Origin of the sequence: Rickettsiella endosymbiont of Litargus connexus (genome assembly GCF_964277335.1) — a bacterium.
In the GTDB taxonomy this organism is placed as follows: domain Bacteria; phylum Pseudomonadota; class Gammaproteobacteria; order Diplorickettsiales; family Diplorickettsiaceae; genus Aquirickettsiella; species Aquirickettsiella isopodorum.
On sequence record NZ_OZ195516.1, the window covers coordinates 544,136 to 559,204 of the forward strand.

Genomic DNA, 15,069 nt, shown 5'->3' on the forward strand with positions numbered 1-15,069 from the left:
GTTTTAACGCAAGATGCCTAAAAGGGGTTGAAACTAATTTGCTTAACTGGAGCACTCATGTTCAAACAAGCCTATTCATCATTAGTTGCTATTGCTATCGTAGGAATGTTTCTCAGCTTAATCATTTTGGCTTTTTCAAACCATAGAATTCCTACTAATCCCACTTTTTTTATTGTGTTATTAAGCTTAGGTGGCATCATCACGCTGTGTATGTTGTATCGATATATTTGTATTCCATTTTTATTTGCAACGTTTAGTGTGCTATCCGTGTTACGAATTTTAGGTCTGCATAAATGTTTTGTACCGATGATACCCGTGATTATTAGTTTTTTGTGTTTAGTCATTTTATTTATTTATATTGCTTATCACGATGTTAAACGACGACCTATTATTTTACAGCGTAAACCTCAAGTTATGTTTGAAATGTCGGCCTATGAATGGCATCTAAGCTTTATTCGACTTTACGTAGGATTTGATCTCATTGCTCACTGTACCGAAAAATTATTTGCCGGGCGTATCCCTTTCCGAACTGACGTAACCGCTTTCATGCACTTAAATGTGGTTGATCCCAGTTTTTTTGTCCGATTATCAGGCTTATGCGAACTAGCGGGTGTCATTTCATTAGGATTAGGCTTTTTAACGCGTGTAGGTGCGTTAGGCACGTCCCTCTATTTAATTATTGCAACCATTATCGGCCATCATTTTTTAAAGGGCTTTATTTGGGCCTTGCCCGGTGGTGGTTGGGAATATCCCGTCATGTGGAGTGTTTTTATTTTGAGTTATGTCGTATTGGGTGCGGATGAATTTTCTATTGATGGTGTTTTAGATAAGAATTTTAATTTACCCATTTGGCTAAAAAGATTAATGGGTGTCATGGAATCCGATGGAAAAATAGGAGTAATTTAAAACGCTAGTAATATTCAAGTTTCTCTATTAAACTCCTTTTTAATAATTGAGCTTTGAGTCAACAAGGTAAAATTTTAAAATAATATAATCGCAAAAAACTACGGATAAATGTATGAAAAGAATGGAAACTCATTATATTCCTCCCAATGGTGTAACTTTTTTCTCTGTCCGTGATAGCACGAATAAACCTAAGCCACGTTATTTATTTTGCACAGAGAATGATAAAAATAATCCATTATCTGTTTTTATTACCACCTCGATTGAAAATTTTTGGATAAAAAGAGGCCTGAATGATTGGCAGGAGCTTAAAATAAAGCACTTATTGAAACCAAAAGAAGAAAATTCAACAATCTATTTTTTTGAAAAAAACGATTATATGGATAGCTTAAATATTTCTATAGTTAAAAATAAGGCTTATGCATTAAAAGAAACCTTAGAAATTCCATTAGATACGATTCATTTATCTCAAGAAGCACTTCATAAGAGAGGTATTCCGAATTTATCTTTATTGGACTTAACGAGTATTCCTGAGACGAGAGAAGAAGTACAAAAAAAATTAGACTTAGACGAAAAAAGACAAGAAATTCAAAAAGTAGAAAATATTATCATCTTACTAGGAAAAACAATAGAAAATATACAAAATCTAAAATATCCCCCTATAGAATCGGTCAATAGACTCAGTGATCAAATCAATATTTATAAAGAACAAAAAATTCTTTATGCGAAACAATTACAGGCACTTGAGAATCCCATAGAAGAACAAACGGAAGGAGGCACTATTCACAGTTTCTGTGTTAAAGCTGTGTAAAAATGTGTGTAAAAGCGTTTGAACACGTTTAGATGACTGGCGTTACAGAAGCTGTTTAAAAAATAAACAATCTATAGGTTATTATTCTAAATAATCTTTTAATCGACAAAAAACCCTAAATAGTATTTTGTAATAAATAGGATTAAATTATCCTTGGCGGCTATTTTTAAATTTATTAGTATATTTAGATTAAATTAAAAAAAGGTCAATACGATGTTAAAACCAAAGAATTTATTTCAAGCGAATATTACAGAAGATAAAACAGCACTTTTTTTTATGACTAATTCTGAAAAAGAATTTTGGATGAAGCAAGAACCCACCGATTGGGAAAAAGTTAAAATTGACAGTAGGGAAGTTTTTAGGGACGGTGGTTCAACAATCTATTCTTTTAATGGAAAAGAATATAAAGAATTATACATTCCTTCTCCTTTTAAGCGAAACGAAACTTCTTATATATCCGGAGATTTTCAATCGGTTAAATTAGAAAAAATATTAGTGTCCAAAGAAAAACTCGAAGAAATTGGCATTATCTATCAAATTGAGTTAGATCTAACGAATGTTCCTGAAACTATAGTTGAGGTAGAAAGAGCACAAAGAGAAAGAGAGGAGGTTAGAGAGAAAAAAAAATATATTTTTGGTAGAACAGATTACTCTTCGGATTCCAAAGACAAAGGAATTCATGGATTTAATTTTAGGAAGAAAATCAGAAAAAAAACCAAAAATCTATTTGAACCTGAAAATTCAGAAAATATAAAGCAGGCACCTCGATTAATGGGATCATCTGTTTTTTTTGATAATTTACAGGCTTCAGCAACCGTTTCGGGTGTAACCACCTTTACTGAAGAGGATACGTTAGCAAAGACAGTTGCAAAATTAGCGATGTAGAGGTGATAGGTTGTACTTTAGGTTTTTAATTGACAGAAAATACCGAGAAATCTATGATACACCTTTATTAAGGGAATAATAGACGTATTGCTTCCGAGTAAATGTTTATCGCTACCTTGATATTCCTTATCAGGATCCACCCTATCTCACCTGACCAAAAAATTCTAAACACAAAATTTTATTTAAAAATTTAGAATTATCCGAAGAAATTCTACAGTAATTAGCGCTGCCTAATCTAGAACAATTAGATACGTCAGCAATAGCTAAAACAAAATGGGAAGTTGAAAAAGTTTTTAAATTAAAAGCACACGCGATTACAAACTATCGAAGAAAAAATAAAAGCTTTGGAGCAACAAGAAAGCAGCCAAAGTTATTTTTTAGTAACTAGCTTAGCTAAGCAGCGATTTTTTTATAGTGACGAGGAAAAAAATAATTCTGTCAAGGCTTCAGAAGTTGAATTAAAAAACTTCACACTTTAAAGCAATAGTTAAGTCAGGTTAAAACATTGGAATTTACCTATCAATTGCGACTTGGACTTTGCCATCGACTAATCGAGCAGGAAAGGTTTTAATGCCTGTGAAAGCGGGAGCGCGGGTTGCAACACCCGTTTTAATACAAAAACCGGCCCCATGCCAAGGACAAATAATTTCTTCTCCTTCTATCTCACCGCCTTCCAATGATTGATCTTCATGCGTACAGAGATTTTTTATGGCATAAAATTTACCGTTTAGATTGAAAACTAATAAGGATAAGCCATTCCAATCAAATACTTTATAGCTATCCACCGGAAAGCTTGCTACATCGATTACATCAACCCAATTTGTCACGCTTTCTCTCCTGTGTGAACGTTAGGACCGCAGAAAATTTTTTATAGCATGCCTAATTGTAATTTGGCGGCTTCAGACATATTTTCGCTAGTCCAGGGTGGATCCCAAACTAATTCCACCTGCGTCTCGTTAACATCCGTTACGTTATTGATCACATTTTCTACAATGCCGGGAAAAGTTTGTGCAACAGGACAACCCGGCGAAGTCAACGTCATTTCAAGCTTTACCAGACCTTGTGGGTCAATAAAAATATGATAAATAAGGCCTAAATCATAGATATTGACCGGTATTTCAGGATCATAAATACCTTTAAGTGCTTCAATAATAGCACTTTTTAAACTAATTAAGGCGTCTTCGTTAAGTGGGTAGGGTGTCATGAGTGGGTTATTAATGTGTTAATGTTCGGTAGAAACTAATTCGGTGTTTTGATTCAAAGCAGCGAGTAAGGTATGCCATGCCAACGTAGCACATTTTACTCGTGCAGGATAAGCTTTAACACCAGAAAAAACCGCTAATTTTTTGAGCCTGAGTAATTGTTCAGAGGTCGTGGATTCACTTGTTAATAACTGATGAAAGATTTTAAATAACGATTCAGCTTCGTTGAGTGTTTTTCCTGATAATAGTTCCGACATCAATGAAGCGGATGCCATCGAAATGGCGCAACCTGAACCTTGGAAACTAATCGCCGTAATTTTATCTTGATCCGTTTTAAGATAGACTGTTAAACGATCACCACACAGTTGATTAAAACCATTGGCTAGACGATTGGCTAACGGCATCGCATGGTGATGGCGAGGACTGCGCCCATGGTCCAGGATCATTTCTTGGTAAAGTTCGCGTAAATCTGACATCATTTTTATTTAAACAATTGTTTTAATGACTGTAAACCACTTATTAAGGCATCAATATCTTCTTTATTATTATAGAATGCTAATGAGGCGCGTACGGTCGAATCGACATTGAAGCGTTGCATTAATGGCATGGTGCAATGTTGACCAGCACGTACTGCAACACCGACTTCGGCATTTAAAACGTCACTGATATCATGTCCATGGATACGCACACCACGTGAGTCACTCACAGTAAAATTTAAAATAGCCGCTTTTTCTTTGGCAGTGCCTATTAAATGTAGGCCCGGAATCGTTTGTAAATTTTGCGTGGCATAATCGAGTAATTGCTGTTCATGAAGCTGTATCGCGTTAAAATCTAATTGATTGAGGTAATCAATAGCGGCTCCTAGTCCAATGGCGCCGGCAATATGCGGTGTACCGGCTTCGAATTTATACGGTGGCTCGCGGTAATGACTTTTTTCCAGGCTGACTTCGGTGATCATACTGCCGCCGCCTTGATAAGGTGGCATATGCGCTAATAATTCCTGTTTACCATATAAAACACCAATACCGGTCGGCGCAAAGAGTTTATGGCCTGAAAAGGTATAAAAGTCACAATCTAAAGCGTGGACATCAATTTTTTGATGAGCCACCGCCTGTGCGCCATCAATTAACACTTTGGTTTCGGGACTATTCGCATGGGCAGTATCGATGATCGCTTTAATTGGATTAATAGTCCCTAACGTATTAGAAATATGGCAGATAGCGACTAATTTAGTTTTTGGATTGAGTAATCGTTGGTATTCTTCTAGAATCAACTCACCCGAATCATTAATCGGGATAACTCTAAGTTGGGCGCCAGTTTGTGCACATAAAATTTGCCAAGGTACAATGTTAGCATGATGTTCCATATGCGAAATAATAATTTCATCACCCGCTTTGATCTGACTTAAACCATAGGTTTGCGCCACTAAATTAATAGCTTCAGTGGTGCCACGGACAAAAATAATTTCTGCAAAAGACTTTGCATGAATAAATTGTTTAATTTTTTCGCGGCTTAATTCAAATTCTTCAGTGGCTACTTCACTTAAAGTATGAATGCCGCGATGCACATTACTATATTCATGGCGATAAAAATGCTGTAGACGCTCAATAACCGAGCTAGGTTTTTGTGTGCTTGCCGCATTATCGAGATAAACTAAAGGCTTACCTTTTATTTTTTCTTGTAAAATAGGAAAATCAGATCGTATTTTTTTTATATCAAACACTTTCATGAGTATTTATTAATTGAACGGGATAAAGACGAAACATTAAACAATGGCATTTGTTCAATGATGTCTTGGATAAACGCTTTAACGAGTAGATCAGTTGCTGCGGTTGCGGTTAATCCTCGAGCACGTAAATAAAATAAAGCCTCTTTATCGAGTTGGCCAATGCTCGCACCGTGCGTGCATTGGATATCATCGGTAAATATTTCTAGTTGAGGTTTACTATTCACTTCAGCCTGTACGGATAATAATAAATTTTTATTCAGTTGCTGAGCTTTGGATTGTATAGCCCCTTCGCGCACAATAAGCTTCCCGTTAAATGCGGCACGGGCTTGGTCATCAATAATACCTTTATAAAATTCTTCACTGCGGGTTTCCGGGCTCACATGATCGATCTGTGTGCAATGATCGACTTGTTGTTGGTCTAAGGCGTAATACAGACCTTTTAATTGACAATAGGCATGCGGCGCTAATAATTTCACGTAAACATCGCTACGAATTAAAGCACCGCTTAAAGCCAGTGAATACGCTGAAAATCGACTATTTTGTTGTTGTGTGACACAAAGATTGCCAACATGCTGTGCTTGCTTACTTTCAGTAATGTTTTTGTAATGTTCGATATGACTATGGGCGGCTAAACAACATTCGGTCACCGTATTCAAAAAATAATTAGCCTTATTTCCAGGAGTCATATCAATATATTTTTCGATAATAGTCGCTTGACTATTTTCTTCAGCGATAATGATATTACGTAAAGGGATAAAACGATGAGGTGTTTCATCCGTATTGATAAACAGGATTTCTATCGGTGAGCTTAAACGCGTATTGGCAGATAAATAAATATAGGCGCCATCTTGTATAAAGGCAGTGTTTAAATGTGTAAAACTATTTTTTTCGACCGTTTCGTTAGGTTTCCAAGTTGCATTGAAGCGTTCAGACGGTTGCTTCAGCAAGGTAGCTAAATGAGTCATTTTACAGTTAGCTAGGCTTGCGATCGTAGATAAATGTGCAGCAAAAAAACCATTCACAAAGACTAAGCGATACTCACTACTAACGGGATCCAGCATCGTTGCTGTAACCGTGTTGCGTGTTGGCGCACTTAACGAGTAAGGCGTTTGACGTAAAGCCGTTAAGGAGGTGTATTTCCAATCGGCTTGTTTTTTACTAGGAAAACCGCACGTAGAAAATTCTTCTAAAGCAGCGAGTCGTAATCGATGTAAATAGTCTTGATCCTGACCGATTAATTTTTTTTCAACTCGTTGATATTCGCGACAATAATGGGTTATAGCGTTAACATCATTGATTTTTTTAGGGTTTAACATGTTCTACACCAACGATTCTTCTTGTAAAATAGTCGTATAACCTTCTTTTTCTAAGGTTTGCGCTAAAGAGAAATCACCGGAACGAATAATTTTTCCGCCAGCCAATATATGGACATGATCGGGCTTAATATAATCGAGTAAACGTTGATAGTGCGTAATCAGCACTATAGCGCGTTTAGGTGATCGCAGACTATTGACACCTTGTGCAATTATTTTTAAAGCATCAATATCTAAACCAGAATCGGTTTCATCTAAGATAGCGAGTTGAGGCTCTAAAAGCGCCATTTGTAAAATTTCATTGCGTTTTTTCTCACCGCCAGAAAAACCGGTATTGACGGATCGATACAGAAAATCTTGATCCATTTCGACCAATTTTAGTTTTTCTTTAATCAAGTTTAAAAAATCCATGGCATCGAGTTCAGTTTCACCACGTGCTTTGCGAATCGCATTTAAAGAAGCTTTTAGTAAATAAACGTTGCTAACACCCGGAATTTCGACGGGATATTGAAACGCTAAAAATATTCCGGCGCGTGCGCGTAGTTCAGGTGTTAAGCGGGTTAGATCTTCCCCTAAATACCTGATTTCGCCTTGTGTCAGTGTGTAGTTACCACGTCCTGCTAAAACATTGGCTAAGGTACTTTTACCCGAACCATTAGGTCCCATGATGGCATGTATTTCACCCGATTTTATATGAAGGTTAACCCCACGTAATATTTTCTTGTTATCGACTTCTGTGTGTAAATTTTTAATAGCTAACATGTTTTTCTTCGTCTTTATGAATAATTAACCGATACATCCTTCCAAACTTAAACCCAATAATTTCTGTGCTTCAACCGCAAACTCCATAGGTAATTCTTTAAATACCGCTTTGCAAAAACCATTGACGATCAATGAAAGGGCGGTTTCGCTATCAAGGCCCCGTTGTAAACAATAAAAAAGCTGATCTTCACTAATTTTCGAAGCAGAGGCTTCATGCTCTATTTGTGCACTTTGATTTTTAACTTCAATGCTAGGGAACGTATGTGCTTTACAGTTTCCACCAATTAAGAGTGAGTCGCATTGAGTATAGTTACGCGCATGGTCGGCTGTTTCGACTATTTTGACCAAACCACGATAACTGTTTTGGCCGTGACCAGCACTAATTCCTTTCGACAAAATCGTGCTTTTAGTATTTTTGCCAATATGGATCATTTTAGTTCCGGTATCAGCTTGTTGTTTATGGTTAGTCAAGGCCACAGAATAAAACTCACCGACAGAAGCATCGCCTTGCAGAATAACACTAGGGTATTTCCAAGTAATGGCAGACCCGGTTTCGACTTGTGTCCAAGAAATTTTTGAATGCACGCCACGACAATGACCGCGTTTAGTGACAAAATTGTAAATTCCTCCTTTGCCCTCTTTATCACCAGGATACCAATTTTGCACAGTGGAATATTTTATCTGCGCATGATCTAAGGCTATTAATTCAACCACAGCGGCATGGAGTTGATTTTCATCGCGTTGTGGCGCCGTGCATCCTTCTAAATAACTCACATAACTGCCTTCGTCGGCAATTATTAAGGTTCGTTCAAACTGGCCAGTATTCGCGGCATTAATTCGAAAATAAGTGGATAATTCCATCGGACATCGTGTGCCCGGTGGAATGTAGCAAAAAGATCCATCGGTAAACACCGCCGCATTTAAGCAGGCATAAAAATTGTCGGTATAAGGGACGACAGAACCTAAGTATTTTTTGATCAGCTCTGGATATTCTTGCACGGCTTCAGAAAAGGAGCAGAATAAAATTCCCATTGTGCGCAGTTTTTCTTTGAACGTAGTGGCGACAGAAATACTGTCAAAGACGGCATCTACGGCAACACCCGATAAGCGTTCCTGTTCTTGAAGTGAAATACCTAATTTATTATAAGTACGTAGCAACTCCGGATCGACTTCATCTAAACTATTCAGCTGTTTTTTTATTTTTGGCGCCGAATAATAGCTAATCGCTTGGTAATCGATGGCGGGATAATGCATATAATCAGCCCAGTGTGGCTCGGTTAACGTTAGCCAATGGCGATAAGCTTTTAAGCGCCAGGCCAATAAAAATTCAGGCTCATTTTTTTTCGCTGAGATATGACGAATAACGTCTTCATTCAACCCGCAGGGCAACGTATCTGCCGCAATATCACTGACAAAGCCATGTTGATAATCTTGTTGTAATAATTTGTTTAAAGCAGCTTGAGTCATGCGTTGTTCTCTGGTAGCAAATGAAGAGGATTTTCTATTTTTAGTCTCTCTAATTGACTTCGCTTAAGTGGCTGGATGAGATCCGCTAAACTAATATGCATCATCGTTGCCTGAATAAAGGCGCTAATCCTACGCCAGTTATCCCGAATCGTACACTGTTTTTCTAAGTGACAGGATCGTGTGTGATGACTACATTCGGTCAGAGCAATTTGGCCTTCTAGGGTTTGAATCACGGTTCCGAGTGCAATATCTGTGGCTGGACAGGCCAGTTGATAGCCCCCTTTAATGCCTCGATTTGCCTGTAAAAGGCCTTCATGGCTTAAACGTTTCAGTAGTTTGCTAGTCGTCGGTAAAGAGATGCCGGTATGCTCGGCAATGCTTTTCGCATTAATAGCCAATCCAGGATGTTGTGATAAATACGCCATGATGACCACGGCATAATCGGTTAGTTTGCTGAGTCTTAACATAATAAGTAAATTTTTATTATACCCGTCTGAAATGGGACCATTTTAGTCCTATTCTAGTTTAAAAACAAGGTTTTATGTTAATAAATTTCTTAACAGAGTTGTTTTTCAGTTATGGTGAATTATTCAGAACTTTAGTAAGGAGTCATGTTCTTAGGTGTTAATTATTGTTTAATACAACTCAATTAAAATAAGGAGAAATAATAATAAAAAGGGCTAAGAAATGCCTACAGCAAGCAGACCGTCACGATTAAATCCTACGCAATTAAATAATCTAGTTCTATCTTATATGATAGGGACTCTTACAGAAGAGAAGGGTTATACTATTCAAGATGAAATAGATAAAGACAATAAATTAGTTCCATTTAAAAAAATTTCAAAAAATGAAACTTCTATTTTTGTTTTTCAAGCGGTTAGCGATGCCAAAAAAACACGGCAAAATCTTGCTTATATTAACGAGGTTATCCAACAGTTTGAAAAAAATAATCCCGAACAAAAAACCACTTTATTAATCCCTTTAATGCAATCACGTTTATGGAAGCAACATTGCGTCTTGGTCGAGGTTAATATTGAAGAGGGTAGGAAAAAAATAAATACATATGATTCACAATCTTGGTGGCGAAATCTTTTTTATCCGAATTGTTTAAAAGATTTAAAGAAACAAGGTTATCAGGTTAAATATATCCATCATGCTAAGCAGGCTGATAACTATTCTTGTGTTTATTTTGTCTATCACTATATTAAAGAAATATTAGAAAAGTCTAGCGGAGGATTGAAAAATATATTTGTTTCCTTAAATACATTAGAAGGGCAAGATCCGATAGGAAAATCAATTCAAGATAATTTTAAACAAAAATATTCTGATGTGCGAAAAATTGAATCTGGTGAATCTATACCTTGGGAAAAAGATTCAAAAGCATCTTATGAGGCGCATTTAGGAATAAGTGATGCTACAAGACAATCGCAGGTTGACTCTATATATAATGGTGAAGATTTTGTAGAAATATCATCACTATCTAAACTTACTAAACTTAAAAAAAATACCAAAGCTCCTTTTTTTCAATCTTCCTCAAATGTACTTGAAGAAAATGAGAGAACAGCTCAAAATTTGATCTATAGCCGATAATTTGCATTATCTTGATTAAAAGCTACACTTGACTATGAAAGTTCCGTTGGATAGCGCTTGAAGTTTGATCCTAAAAGGTTGGAGATAGTCTTGATGCATGGTGTGCATGCCTACTTTAAGTAGGAAGCCTAAAGTGCATCACAAATCGCCATCGTAGCATTGTCGCTTTCAAGTAGATAAGACACTGGCGGGACTTTTTTCTATTTCTTCTACTAAAACCTTTCGTCTTTTTCTTTCTGATTAATAACCGAGTGAACGACCACCATCCACTGCGATAATTTGACCGGTGATAAAGTCAGCGTGATTAATTAAAAAAGCCGCCGTCTTAGCAATATCTTGAGGGGTTCCGATACGTTTTAAGGCATTTCGGGCAGCAATTTTCTCACGTAAGGCGTCGTTAAACTCGGTATCATCATCTGGCCACAAAACGATACCCGGTGCAATCGCATTGACGCGAATGTTGGGTCCTAATTCTTTAGCTAAACTCTTAGTAAGCATGACCAATCCCGCTTTGGCAATACAGTACACAGAATAATTCTTCAACGGACGTTGTGCTTGAATATCAACAAGATTAATAATGCAACCTTTTTGCTCTTTAAGATAGGGTGCTGCAAGTTGCGCTAAAAAAAATGGGGCTTTTAAATTGCTTGCCATCACATCTTCCCATACACTAGGTGTTACTTTGGCGACAGGCATGGGATAAAAGCTGGACGCATTATTAATTAAAACATCGAGTTGGCCCCATTTACGGGTGACTTGCGTGATTAGATCTTGCAGATGGTCGGTATCACGTAAATCGGTGCCGAGGGTTATGGCGGAATCTGGGCGTTGTAGATTAAAGTTTGTACATAAAGAAAACGCTTGTTGTGCGGATTCTCTATAGTGTATGGCCACTCGCATACCTAACTGATGACAATGTTGGGCGATAGCCGCACCAACACGCTTTCCGGCACCGGTTATAAGTACTACTTTACTATGGGCTTTCGAATCATCTAACATGGCTTTTACCTTAGAATAGTTAGAGTAACAATGATAACAATACCGCTCGGTTTACCGGTTCCGACTGCTGCCTTGCAAACGCAAAGTGACGCATTATGCCAATTGATTACTGAAGAAATACGCCATGAGCCATCAGCTTCTATCAGCTTTGCACGATTTATGGAATTGGCATTATACGAGCCAGAGTGGGGATATTATACAGCGCATTTAGAAAAATTTGGTAAAATGGGAGATTTCACTACCGCACCTGAGATTTCTCCCTTATTTGCACAATGCATCGGCCGACAATGCCAGCAAGTCTTTGCGAATTTAGGTCAAACCGATATTTTAGAAGTCGGAGCGGGCACCGGTCAATTAGCCATCGATTTATTGTTGTTCTTAGAACAACAACAGAGTTTGCCTGGGGCCTATAAAATTTTTGAAATCAGTCCAACACTTAGAGAACGTCAACAAGAGCGCTTACAGCAAGATATTCCTCATCTATTTCCTTTAATTCAGTGGTTACATGACTGGCCAAAACAACCTATTAAAGGAGTGATTTTGGCCAATGAAGTGCTGGATGCTTTACCCGTGAGTCAGTTCTTTTGGACTGAAGCTAATATTCAAGAGGTGCGAGTTGGTTGTGAAAAAGATTGTTTTTGTTACCATCTGAGTCCTGTTAAAAATTACGTGTTAAATGATTTGGGCAAGTTAAAAGCGGCGTACTTTCCAAATGTAAAAGCCTATCAATCTGAGGTGTGTGGGCAACTACCTGATTGGGTGAATAAGCTTAGTTTCGCTTTAAAACAGGGTTTAATTTTAGTTATCGATTATGGTTTTCCAGCCCAAGAATATTATCATCCTGACCGGGTCAATGGTACGCTTAGGTGTTATTACCAACATCGCATCCATGACGATCCTTTAAGTTTAGTGGGTCTGCAGGATATCACGGCGTCGGTTGATTTTAGTTGCTTGGCACAAGCGGCACTGCAAGCTGGCTTAAAAGTGGCCGGTTATACATCACAAGCGGCGTTCTTGCTTAACAATGATTTGTTACCTTTAATAGAAAAATGTTATGATGAGGCATCCTCGATGGATGTCAATCGACAGGCACATTTATTAACATCGCCGAGTGAAATGGGAGAGCTTATTAAAGTGATGGGCTTGACCCGAAACTATGAATTTTCCCCATTAAATGGATTTAAGTTATACGATAAACGGGCTCGTTTGTAGGTTTGTGTGTGTTAATTTCATACTATTAAATAGATAAAATAGTAACTCTATAAAAATGAGTATAAGGAGCTGACTAAGATGAATTTGAATTTTTCTGATTCTGGCAACAAATACAAGAGTAGTTCTTTGCATGACGAAAAAGAAAATGTTTTAGCAGAATTAACTCGCGTTATACAAGCGACTGACAGAGTAGCGCTTAAAAGCCAAAGTCCTAACTTTTCAGGGGCAGGTGCTTATTTAAAGGCTATTTATCAAAAAATCGAAACAACAAACGCAGAAGCTACCTCTAAGCGAACTTTTAATTGTTGCTGATGAGAATTAGGGGCTTAATTTATGCTTCAGACTGAGCAAGAAATTCAAGCTGCTTTAGAAATAAAGAAAATATTAGAGGAAGGAATAGCGGCGGGTCCATGGCAAGCTAATTTATTTTTAAAAGGGATTAAGAAAAAATTAGAAGAGTTACGCGATGATTTTGTCACTAGAGTCGGTCTAGAACAGCACCATGAGCAACTTACGAAGGATTTGTTGGCAGCGAATAGTGCTGAACATACCGAAGTGTATATTGCCCTTTATCAATCTCGAGGTGACAATATAAACAAATGGCAAGAAGTCGTTTTCTCTTTAGTAAATTATACCATGGGAAGACCCATTTATTACAATGAAACGGACGTTCGAGCAGCGATTCGTTTAAATGATAGAAATTTAAATCATGCTTACGCCGTGGTTAAAGTGCATAGTGATGCTATTCTAAATGACACAGCGGAACAAGTACGTACCGATCGCGAAGGACGCAAATTAGTTAGCTTGCGTGCATCGGCGATTCAATTAAAGAATATTATTCGTTTAGTGCATGCCACCGGGGAATATAAAGTGGTTAGAAATTTTTTAGTAAAACAGAATTGAATGTAAAAAAATATTCACAGCAATTGAGTGTTTGTCAAGTGTCGCGAACAGGATTGTGGGTTGAGGCAGCACAGGCATAAATTCAATTATGAAGAGTATACAAAAAAATAAATAATTATTATGGCCGCTCCCGCACAACAACAGCAATCCGGAGATAACTCACTTGCTCCATTATGGATTATTTTATGTGTCTTTCTTTTAGGATGGTTGTTTTGGGCTTTTTTTCATACTCAAATTGTTGCTTTTATACTACAAATTAAATTTTGGGAGTCGCGTTTAATTGCATTCGTCTTGCCTTCTATGGCACAACTTCCGGTAAGTATTCACCATCTAATTCCCGCGCAAATACCTTTTCCACAACTGTTAGATATCAGCCGTGAGGTCGGTAATTATTTACGTTATCCGATTATTGTGATCCTCGTCGCATTAGCGTTAATTATTTATTTTAGTCATATTAATCTACAATTTAAAAAACTTTATAATATGGGCACGCTCGCAGCAGCAGAAAGGAAAAATTGGCCACAAATTTCCCCGGTCATTAAACTTGATTTAGTTAAGGAAGATATTGATAAAGGTCCTTGGGCGATGGCATTATCACCGATGCAATTTGCCAAAAAATATAAATTATTACACGAAGAAAAAATCATTTCCTCCATGACTATGGCAGCAAAGAAACATAATCAACGGACAGTGAGTATAAAAAGAGAGGCGGCGCACCACGTATTTGTCATGCAATGTGGCGAGTATTGGCAAGGTATTCACTACTTAAAACCAGCAACTAAGGCATTGTTTGCTGTCTTTGCTGCCAGAGCCAATCGTGATCGCGATGGCGCATTGAAATTATTATTACAAATTGCAGAATCGACAACTAGCGGGCGGCTTGATTTTTCAGGTGTAGATGCCTTATTAGAAAAGCATAAAAATAATAAATCAGTCCAATGCGTGATGTATAGTCATGCTTATATTTTAACAGTCATGGCCTCGATGTTAGAACTAGCAAGAAAAGAAGGTGTTTTGGCGAGTGCAGATTTTTTGTGGCTAAAACCCACGGATCGATTATTGTGGTTTATGTTAAATTCAGTCGGTCGTCAAACCGCTTTTTCAGAAGTGAGCGGACCCTTTGCACACTGGAATGTTGAACGTGCGATGGGTAGAAGACTGATGGTTCCTATGGTAGAAGAAGCAGTGAATGGTTTGGAAGCCGCGATTAAAGACATACTTTATATTCCTGATGCTGAAGACGTGTAAAATGTTCTTGGATCAGGTTAAACATAGATTAAGAAAACTTTGCTT

Annotated in this window: 17 protein-coding genes; 8 read left to right on the forward strand and 9 right to left on the reverse strand. The window is 37.5% G+C overall.

Annotated elements, in window-relative coordinates; translation table 11 throughout:
- Window positions 1-57 precede the first annotated feature (57 nt).
- From ACICP9_RS02390 to ACICP9_RS02400, 3 genes are all read left to right on the forward strand, one after another.
- Entirely contained in the window at window positions 58-906 is an 849-nt protein-coding gene (locus tag ACICP9_RS02390) for a DoxX family protein (RefSeq protein WP_395498543.1), read from the forward strand.
- A 112-nt stretch (window positions 907-1,018) separates the two neighbouring features.
- The gene (locus tag ACICP9_RS02395; protein WP_071662387.1) at window positions 1,019-1,714 is read left to right on the forward strand and encodes a hypothetical protein; all 696 of its coding nucleotides are present in this window, start codon (window positions 1,019-1,021) and stop codon (window positions 1,712-1,714) included.
- A gap of 276 nt (window positions 1,715-1,990) precedes the next feature.
- Window positions 1,991-2,599 (forward strand): hypothetical protein, encoded by a 609-nt coding sequence (locus tag ACICP9_RS02400; protein WP_395498545.1) that lies wholly within the window; start codon window positions 1,991-1,993, stop codon window positions 2,597-2,599.
- Between the two features lie 512 nt (window positions 2,600-3,111).
- Here ACICP9_RS02400 and ACICP9_RS02405 read toward each other — a convergent pair.
- The 8 genes from ACICP9_RS02405 to ACICP9_RS02440 are packed head-to-tail and all read right to left on the reverse strand — an operon-like array spanning window position 3,112 to window position 9,539.
- A complete protein-coding gene (locus ACICP9_RS02405) occupies window positions 3,112-3,426 on the reverse strand; it encodes a Rieske (2Fe-2S) protein (protein ID WP_395498547.1) in 315 nt (104 codons plus the stop codon).
- 41 nt (window positions 3,427-3,467) lie between these two features.
- The gene (locus ACICP9_RS02410) at window positions 3,468-3,803 is read right to left on the reverse strand and encodes an SUF system Fe-S cluster assembly protein (RefSeq protein ID WP_395498549.1); all 336 of its coding nucleotides are present in this window, start codon (window positions 3,801-3,803) and stop codon (window positions 3,468-3,470) included.
- 18 nt (window positions 3,804-3,821) lie between these two features.
- Window positions 3,822-4,280, reverse strand: coding sequence for a Fe-S cluster assembly sulfur transfer protein SufU (sufU, locus tag ACICP9_RS02415; RefSeq protein WP_395498551.1), 459 nt, complete (start codon window positions 4,278-4,280; stop codon window positions 3,822-3,824).
- Between the two features lie 2 nt (window positions 4,281-4,282).
- The gene (locus ACICP9_RS02420; RefSeq protein ID WP_071662382.1) at window positions 4,283-5,530 is read right to left on the reverse strand and encodes a cysteine desulfurase; all 1,248 of its coding nucleotides are present in this window, start codon (window positions 5,528-5,530) and stop codon (window positions 4,283-4,285) included.
- Window positions 5,527-6,846: a Fe-S cluster assembly protein SufD gene (gene sufD / locus ACICP9_RS02425; protein WP_395498553.1), complete on the reverse strand. Its 1,320-nt coding sequence runs from the start codon at window positions 6,844-6,846 to the stop codon at window positions 5,527-5,529. Before sufD ends, ACICP9_RS02420 begins: the two co-directional genes overlap by 4 nt.
- 3 nt (window positions 6,847-6,849) lie before the next feature.
- Window positions 6,850-7,605, reverse strand: coding sequence for a Fe-S cluster assembly ATPase SufC (gene sufC / locus ACICP9_RS02430; RefSeq protein ID WP_395498555.1), 756 nt, complete (start codon window positions 7,603-7,605; stop codon window positions 6,850-6,852).
- A 24-nt stretch (window positions 7,606-7,629) separates the two neighbouring features.
- Window positions 7,630-9,072 (reverse strand): Fe-S cluster assembly protein SufB, encoded by a 1,443-nt coding sequence (gene sufB, locus ACICP9_RS02435; protein WP_395498557.1) that lies wholly within the window; start codon window positions 9,070-9,072, stop codon window positions 7,630-7,632.
- Window positions 9,069-9,539: an SUF system Fe-S cluster assembly regulator gene (locus ACICP9_RS02440; protein WP_395498559.1), complete on the reverse strand. Its 471-nt coding sequence runs from the start codon at window positions 9,537-9,539 to the stop codon at window positions 9,069-9,071. Before ACICP9_RS02440 ends, sufB begins: the two co-directional genes overlap by 4 nt.
- Window positions 9,540-9,759: 220 nt before the next feature.
- Here ACICP9_RS02440 and ACICP9_RS02445 point away from each other — a divergent pair, with 220 nt between their 5' ends.
- Complete coding sequence (locus ACICP9_RS02445; protein ID WP_395498561.1) at window positions 9,760-10,662, forward strand: hypothetical protein; 903 nt, start codon at window positions 9,760-9,762, stop codon at window positions 10,660-10,662.
- Window positions 10,663-10,902: 240 nt separating this feature from the next.
- Here the strand turns inward: ACICP9_RS02445 and ACICP9_RS02450 are convergent, their stop codons facing one another.
- Window positions 10,903-11,661: a pteridine reductase gene (locus ACICP9_RS02450; RefSeq protein WP_395498563.1), complete on the reverse strand. Its 759-nt coding sequence runs from the start codon at window positions 11,659-11,661 to the stop codon at window positions 10,903-10,905.
- Window positions 11,662-11,691: 30 nt separating this feature from the next.
- On the opposite strand from ACICP9_RS02450, the gene ACICP9_RS02455 reads away from it, so the two are divergent.
- The 4 genes from ACICP9_RS02455 (at window position 11,692) to icmP (ending at window position 15,024) form a co-directional block, all read left to right on the forward strand.
- Window positions 11,692-12,873: a class I SAM-dependent methyltransferase gene (locus tag ACICP9_RS02455; RefSeq protein ID WP_395498565.1), complete on the forward strand. Its 1,182-nt coding sequence runs from the start codon at window positions 11,692-11,694 to the stop codon at window positions 12,871-12,873.
- 78 nt (window positions 12,874-12,951) lie between these two features.
- Window positions 12,952-13,185: a hypothetical protein gene (locus tag ACICP9_RS02460; protein ID WP_395498567.1), complete on the forward strand. Its 234-nt coding sequence runs from the start codon at window positions 12,952-12,954 to the stop codon at window positions 13,183-13,185.
- A 21-nt stretch (window positions 13,186-13,206) separates the two neighbouring features.
- Complete coding sequence (gene icmQ, locus ACICP9_RS02465; protein WP_395498568.1) at window positions 13,207-13,776, forward strand: Dot/Icm secretion system protein IcmQ; 570 nt, start codon at window positions 13,207-13,209, stop codon at window positions 13,774-13,776.
- A 120-nt stretch (window positions 13,777-13,896) separates the two neighbouring features.
- Window positions 13,897-15,024: a type IVB secretion system coupling complex protein DotM/IcmP gene (gene icmP, locus ACICP9_RS02470; protein WP_395498570.1), complete on the forward strand. Its 1,128-nt coding sequence runs from the start codon at window positions 13,897-13,899 to the stop codon at window positions 15,022-15,024.
- The last annotated feature ends 45 nt before the right edge of the window (window positions 15,025-15,069 follow it).

Excerpts from the sequence above, each read along its gene's own strand:
- sufU (WP_395498551.1), bottom strand. The coding sequence starts at position 4,280 with ATGATGTCAGATTTACGCGAACTTTACCAAGAAATGATCCTGGACCAT.
- ACICP9_RS02390 (WP_395498543.1), top strand. The coding sequence starts at position 58 with ATGTTCAAACAAGCCTATTCATCATTAGTTGCTATTGCTATCGTAGGA.
- ACICP9_RS02420 (WP_071662382.1), bottom strand. The coding sequence starts at position 5,530 with ATGAAAGTGTTTGATATAAAAAAAATACGATCTGATTTTCCTATTTTA.
- icmQ (WP_395498568.1), top strand. The coding sequence starts at position 13,207 with ATGCTTCAGACTGAGCAAGAAATTCAAGCTGCTTTAGAAATAAAGAAA.
- ACICP9_RS02410 (WP_395498549.1), bottom strand. The coding sequence starts at position 3,803 with ATGACACCCTACCCACTTAACGAAGACGCCTTAATTAGTTTAAAAAGT.
- sufC (WP_395498555.1), bottom strand. The coding sequence starts at position 7,605 with ATGTTAGCTATTAAAAATTTACACACAGAAGTCGATAACAAGAAAATA.
- ACICP9_RS02445 (WP_395498561.1), top strand. The coding sequence starts at position 9,760 with ATGCCTACAGCAAGCAGACCGTCACGATTAAATCCTACGCAATTAAAT.
- ACICP9_RS02400 (WP_395498545.1), top strand. The coding sequence starts at position 1,991 with ATGACTAATTCTGAAAAAGAATTTTGGATGAAGCAAGAACCCACCGAT.
- ACICP9_RS02455 (WP_395498565.1), top strand. The coding sequence starts at position 11,692 with ATGATAACAATACCGCTCGGTTTACCGGTTCCGACTGCTGCCTTGCAA.
- sufB (WP_395498557.1), bottom strand. The coding sequence starts at position 9,072 with ATGACTCAAGCTGCTTTAAACAAATTATTACAACAAGATTATCAACAT.
- ACICP9_RS02440 (WP_395498559.1), bottom strand. The coding sequence starts at position 9,539 with ATGTTAAGACTCAGCAAACTAACCGATTATGCCGTGGTCATCATGGCG.
- ACICP9_RS02450 (WP_395498563.1), bottom strand. The coding sequence starts at position 11,661 with ATGTTAGATGATTCGAAAGCCCATAGTAAAGTAGTACTTATAACCGGT.
- ACICP9_RS02460 (WP_395498567.1), top strand. The coding sequence starts at position 12,952 with ATGAATTTGAATTTTTCTGATTCTGGCAACAAATACAAGAGTAGTTCT.
- icmP (WP_395498570.1), top strand. The coding sequence starts at position 13,897 with ATGGCCGCTCCCGCACAACAACAGCAATCCGGAGATAACTCACTTGCT.
- ACICP9_RS02395 (WP_071662387.1), top strand. The coding sequence starts at position 1,019 with ATGAAAAGAATGGAAACTCATTATATTCCTCCCAATGGTGTAACTTTT.
- sufD (WP_395498553.1), bottom strand. The coding sequence starts at position 6,846 with ATGTTAAACCCTAAAAAAATCAATGATGTTAACGCTATAACCCATTAT.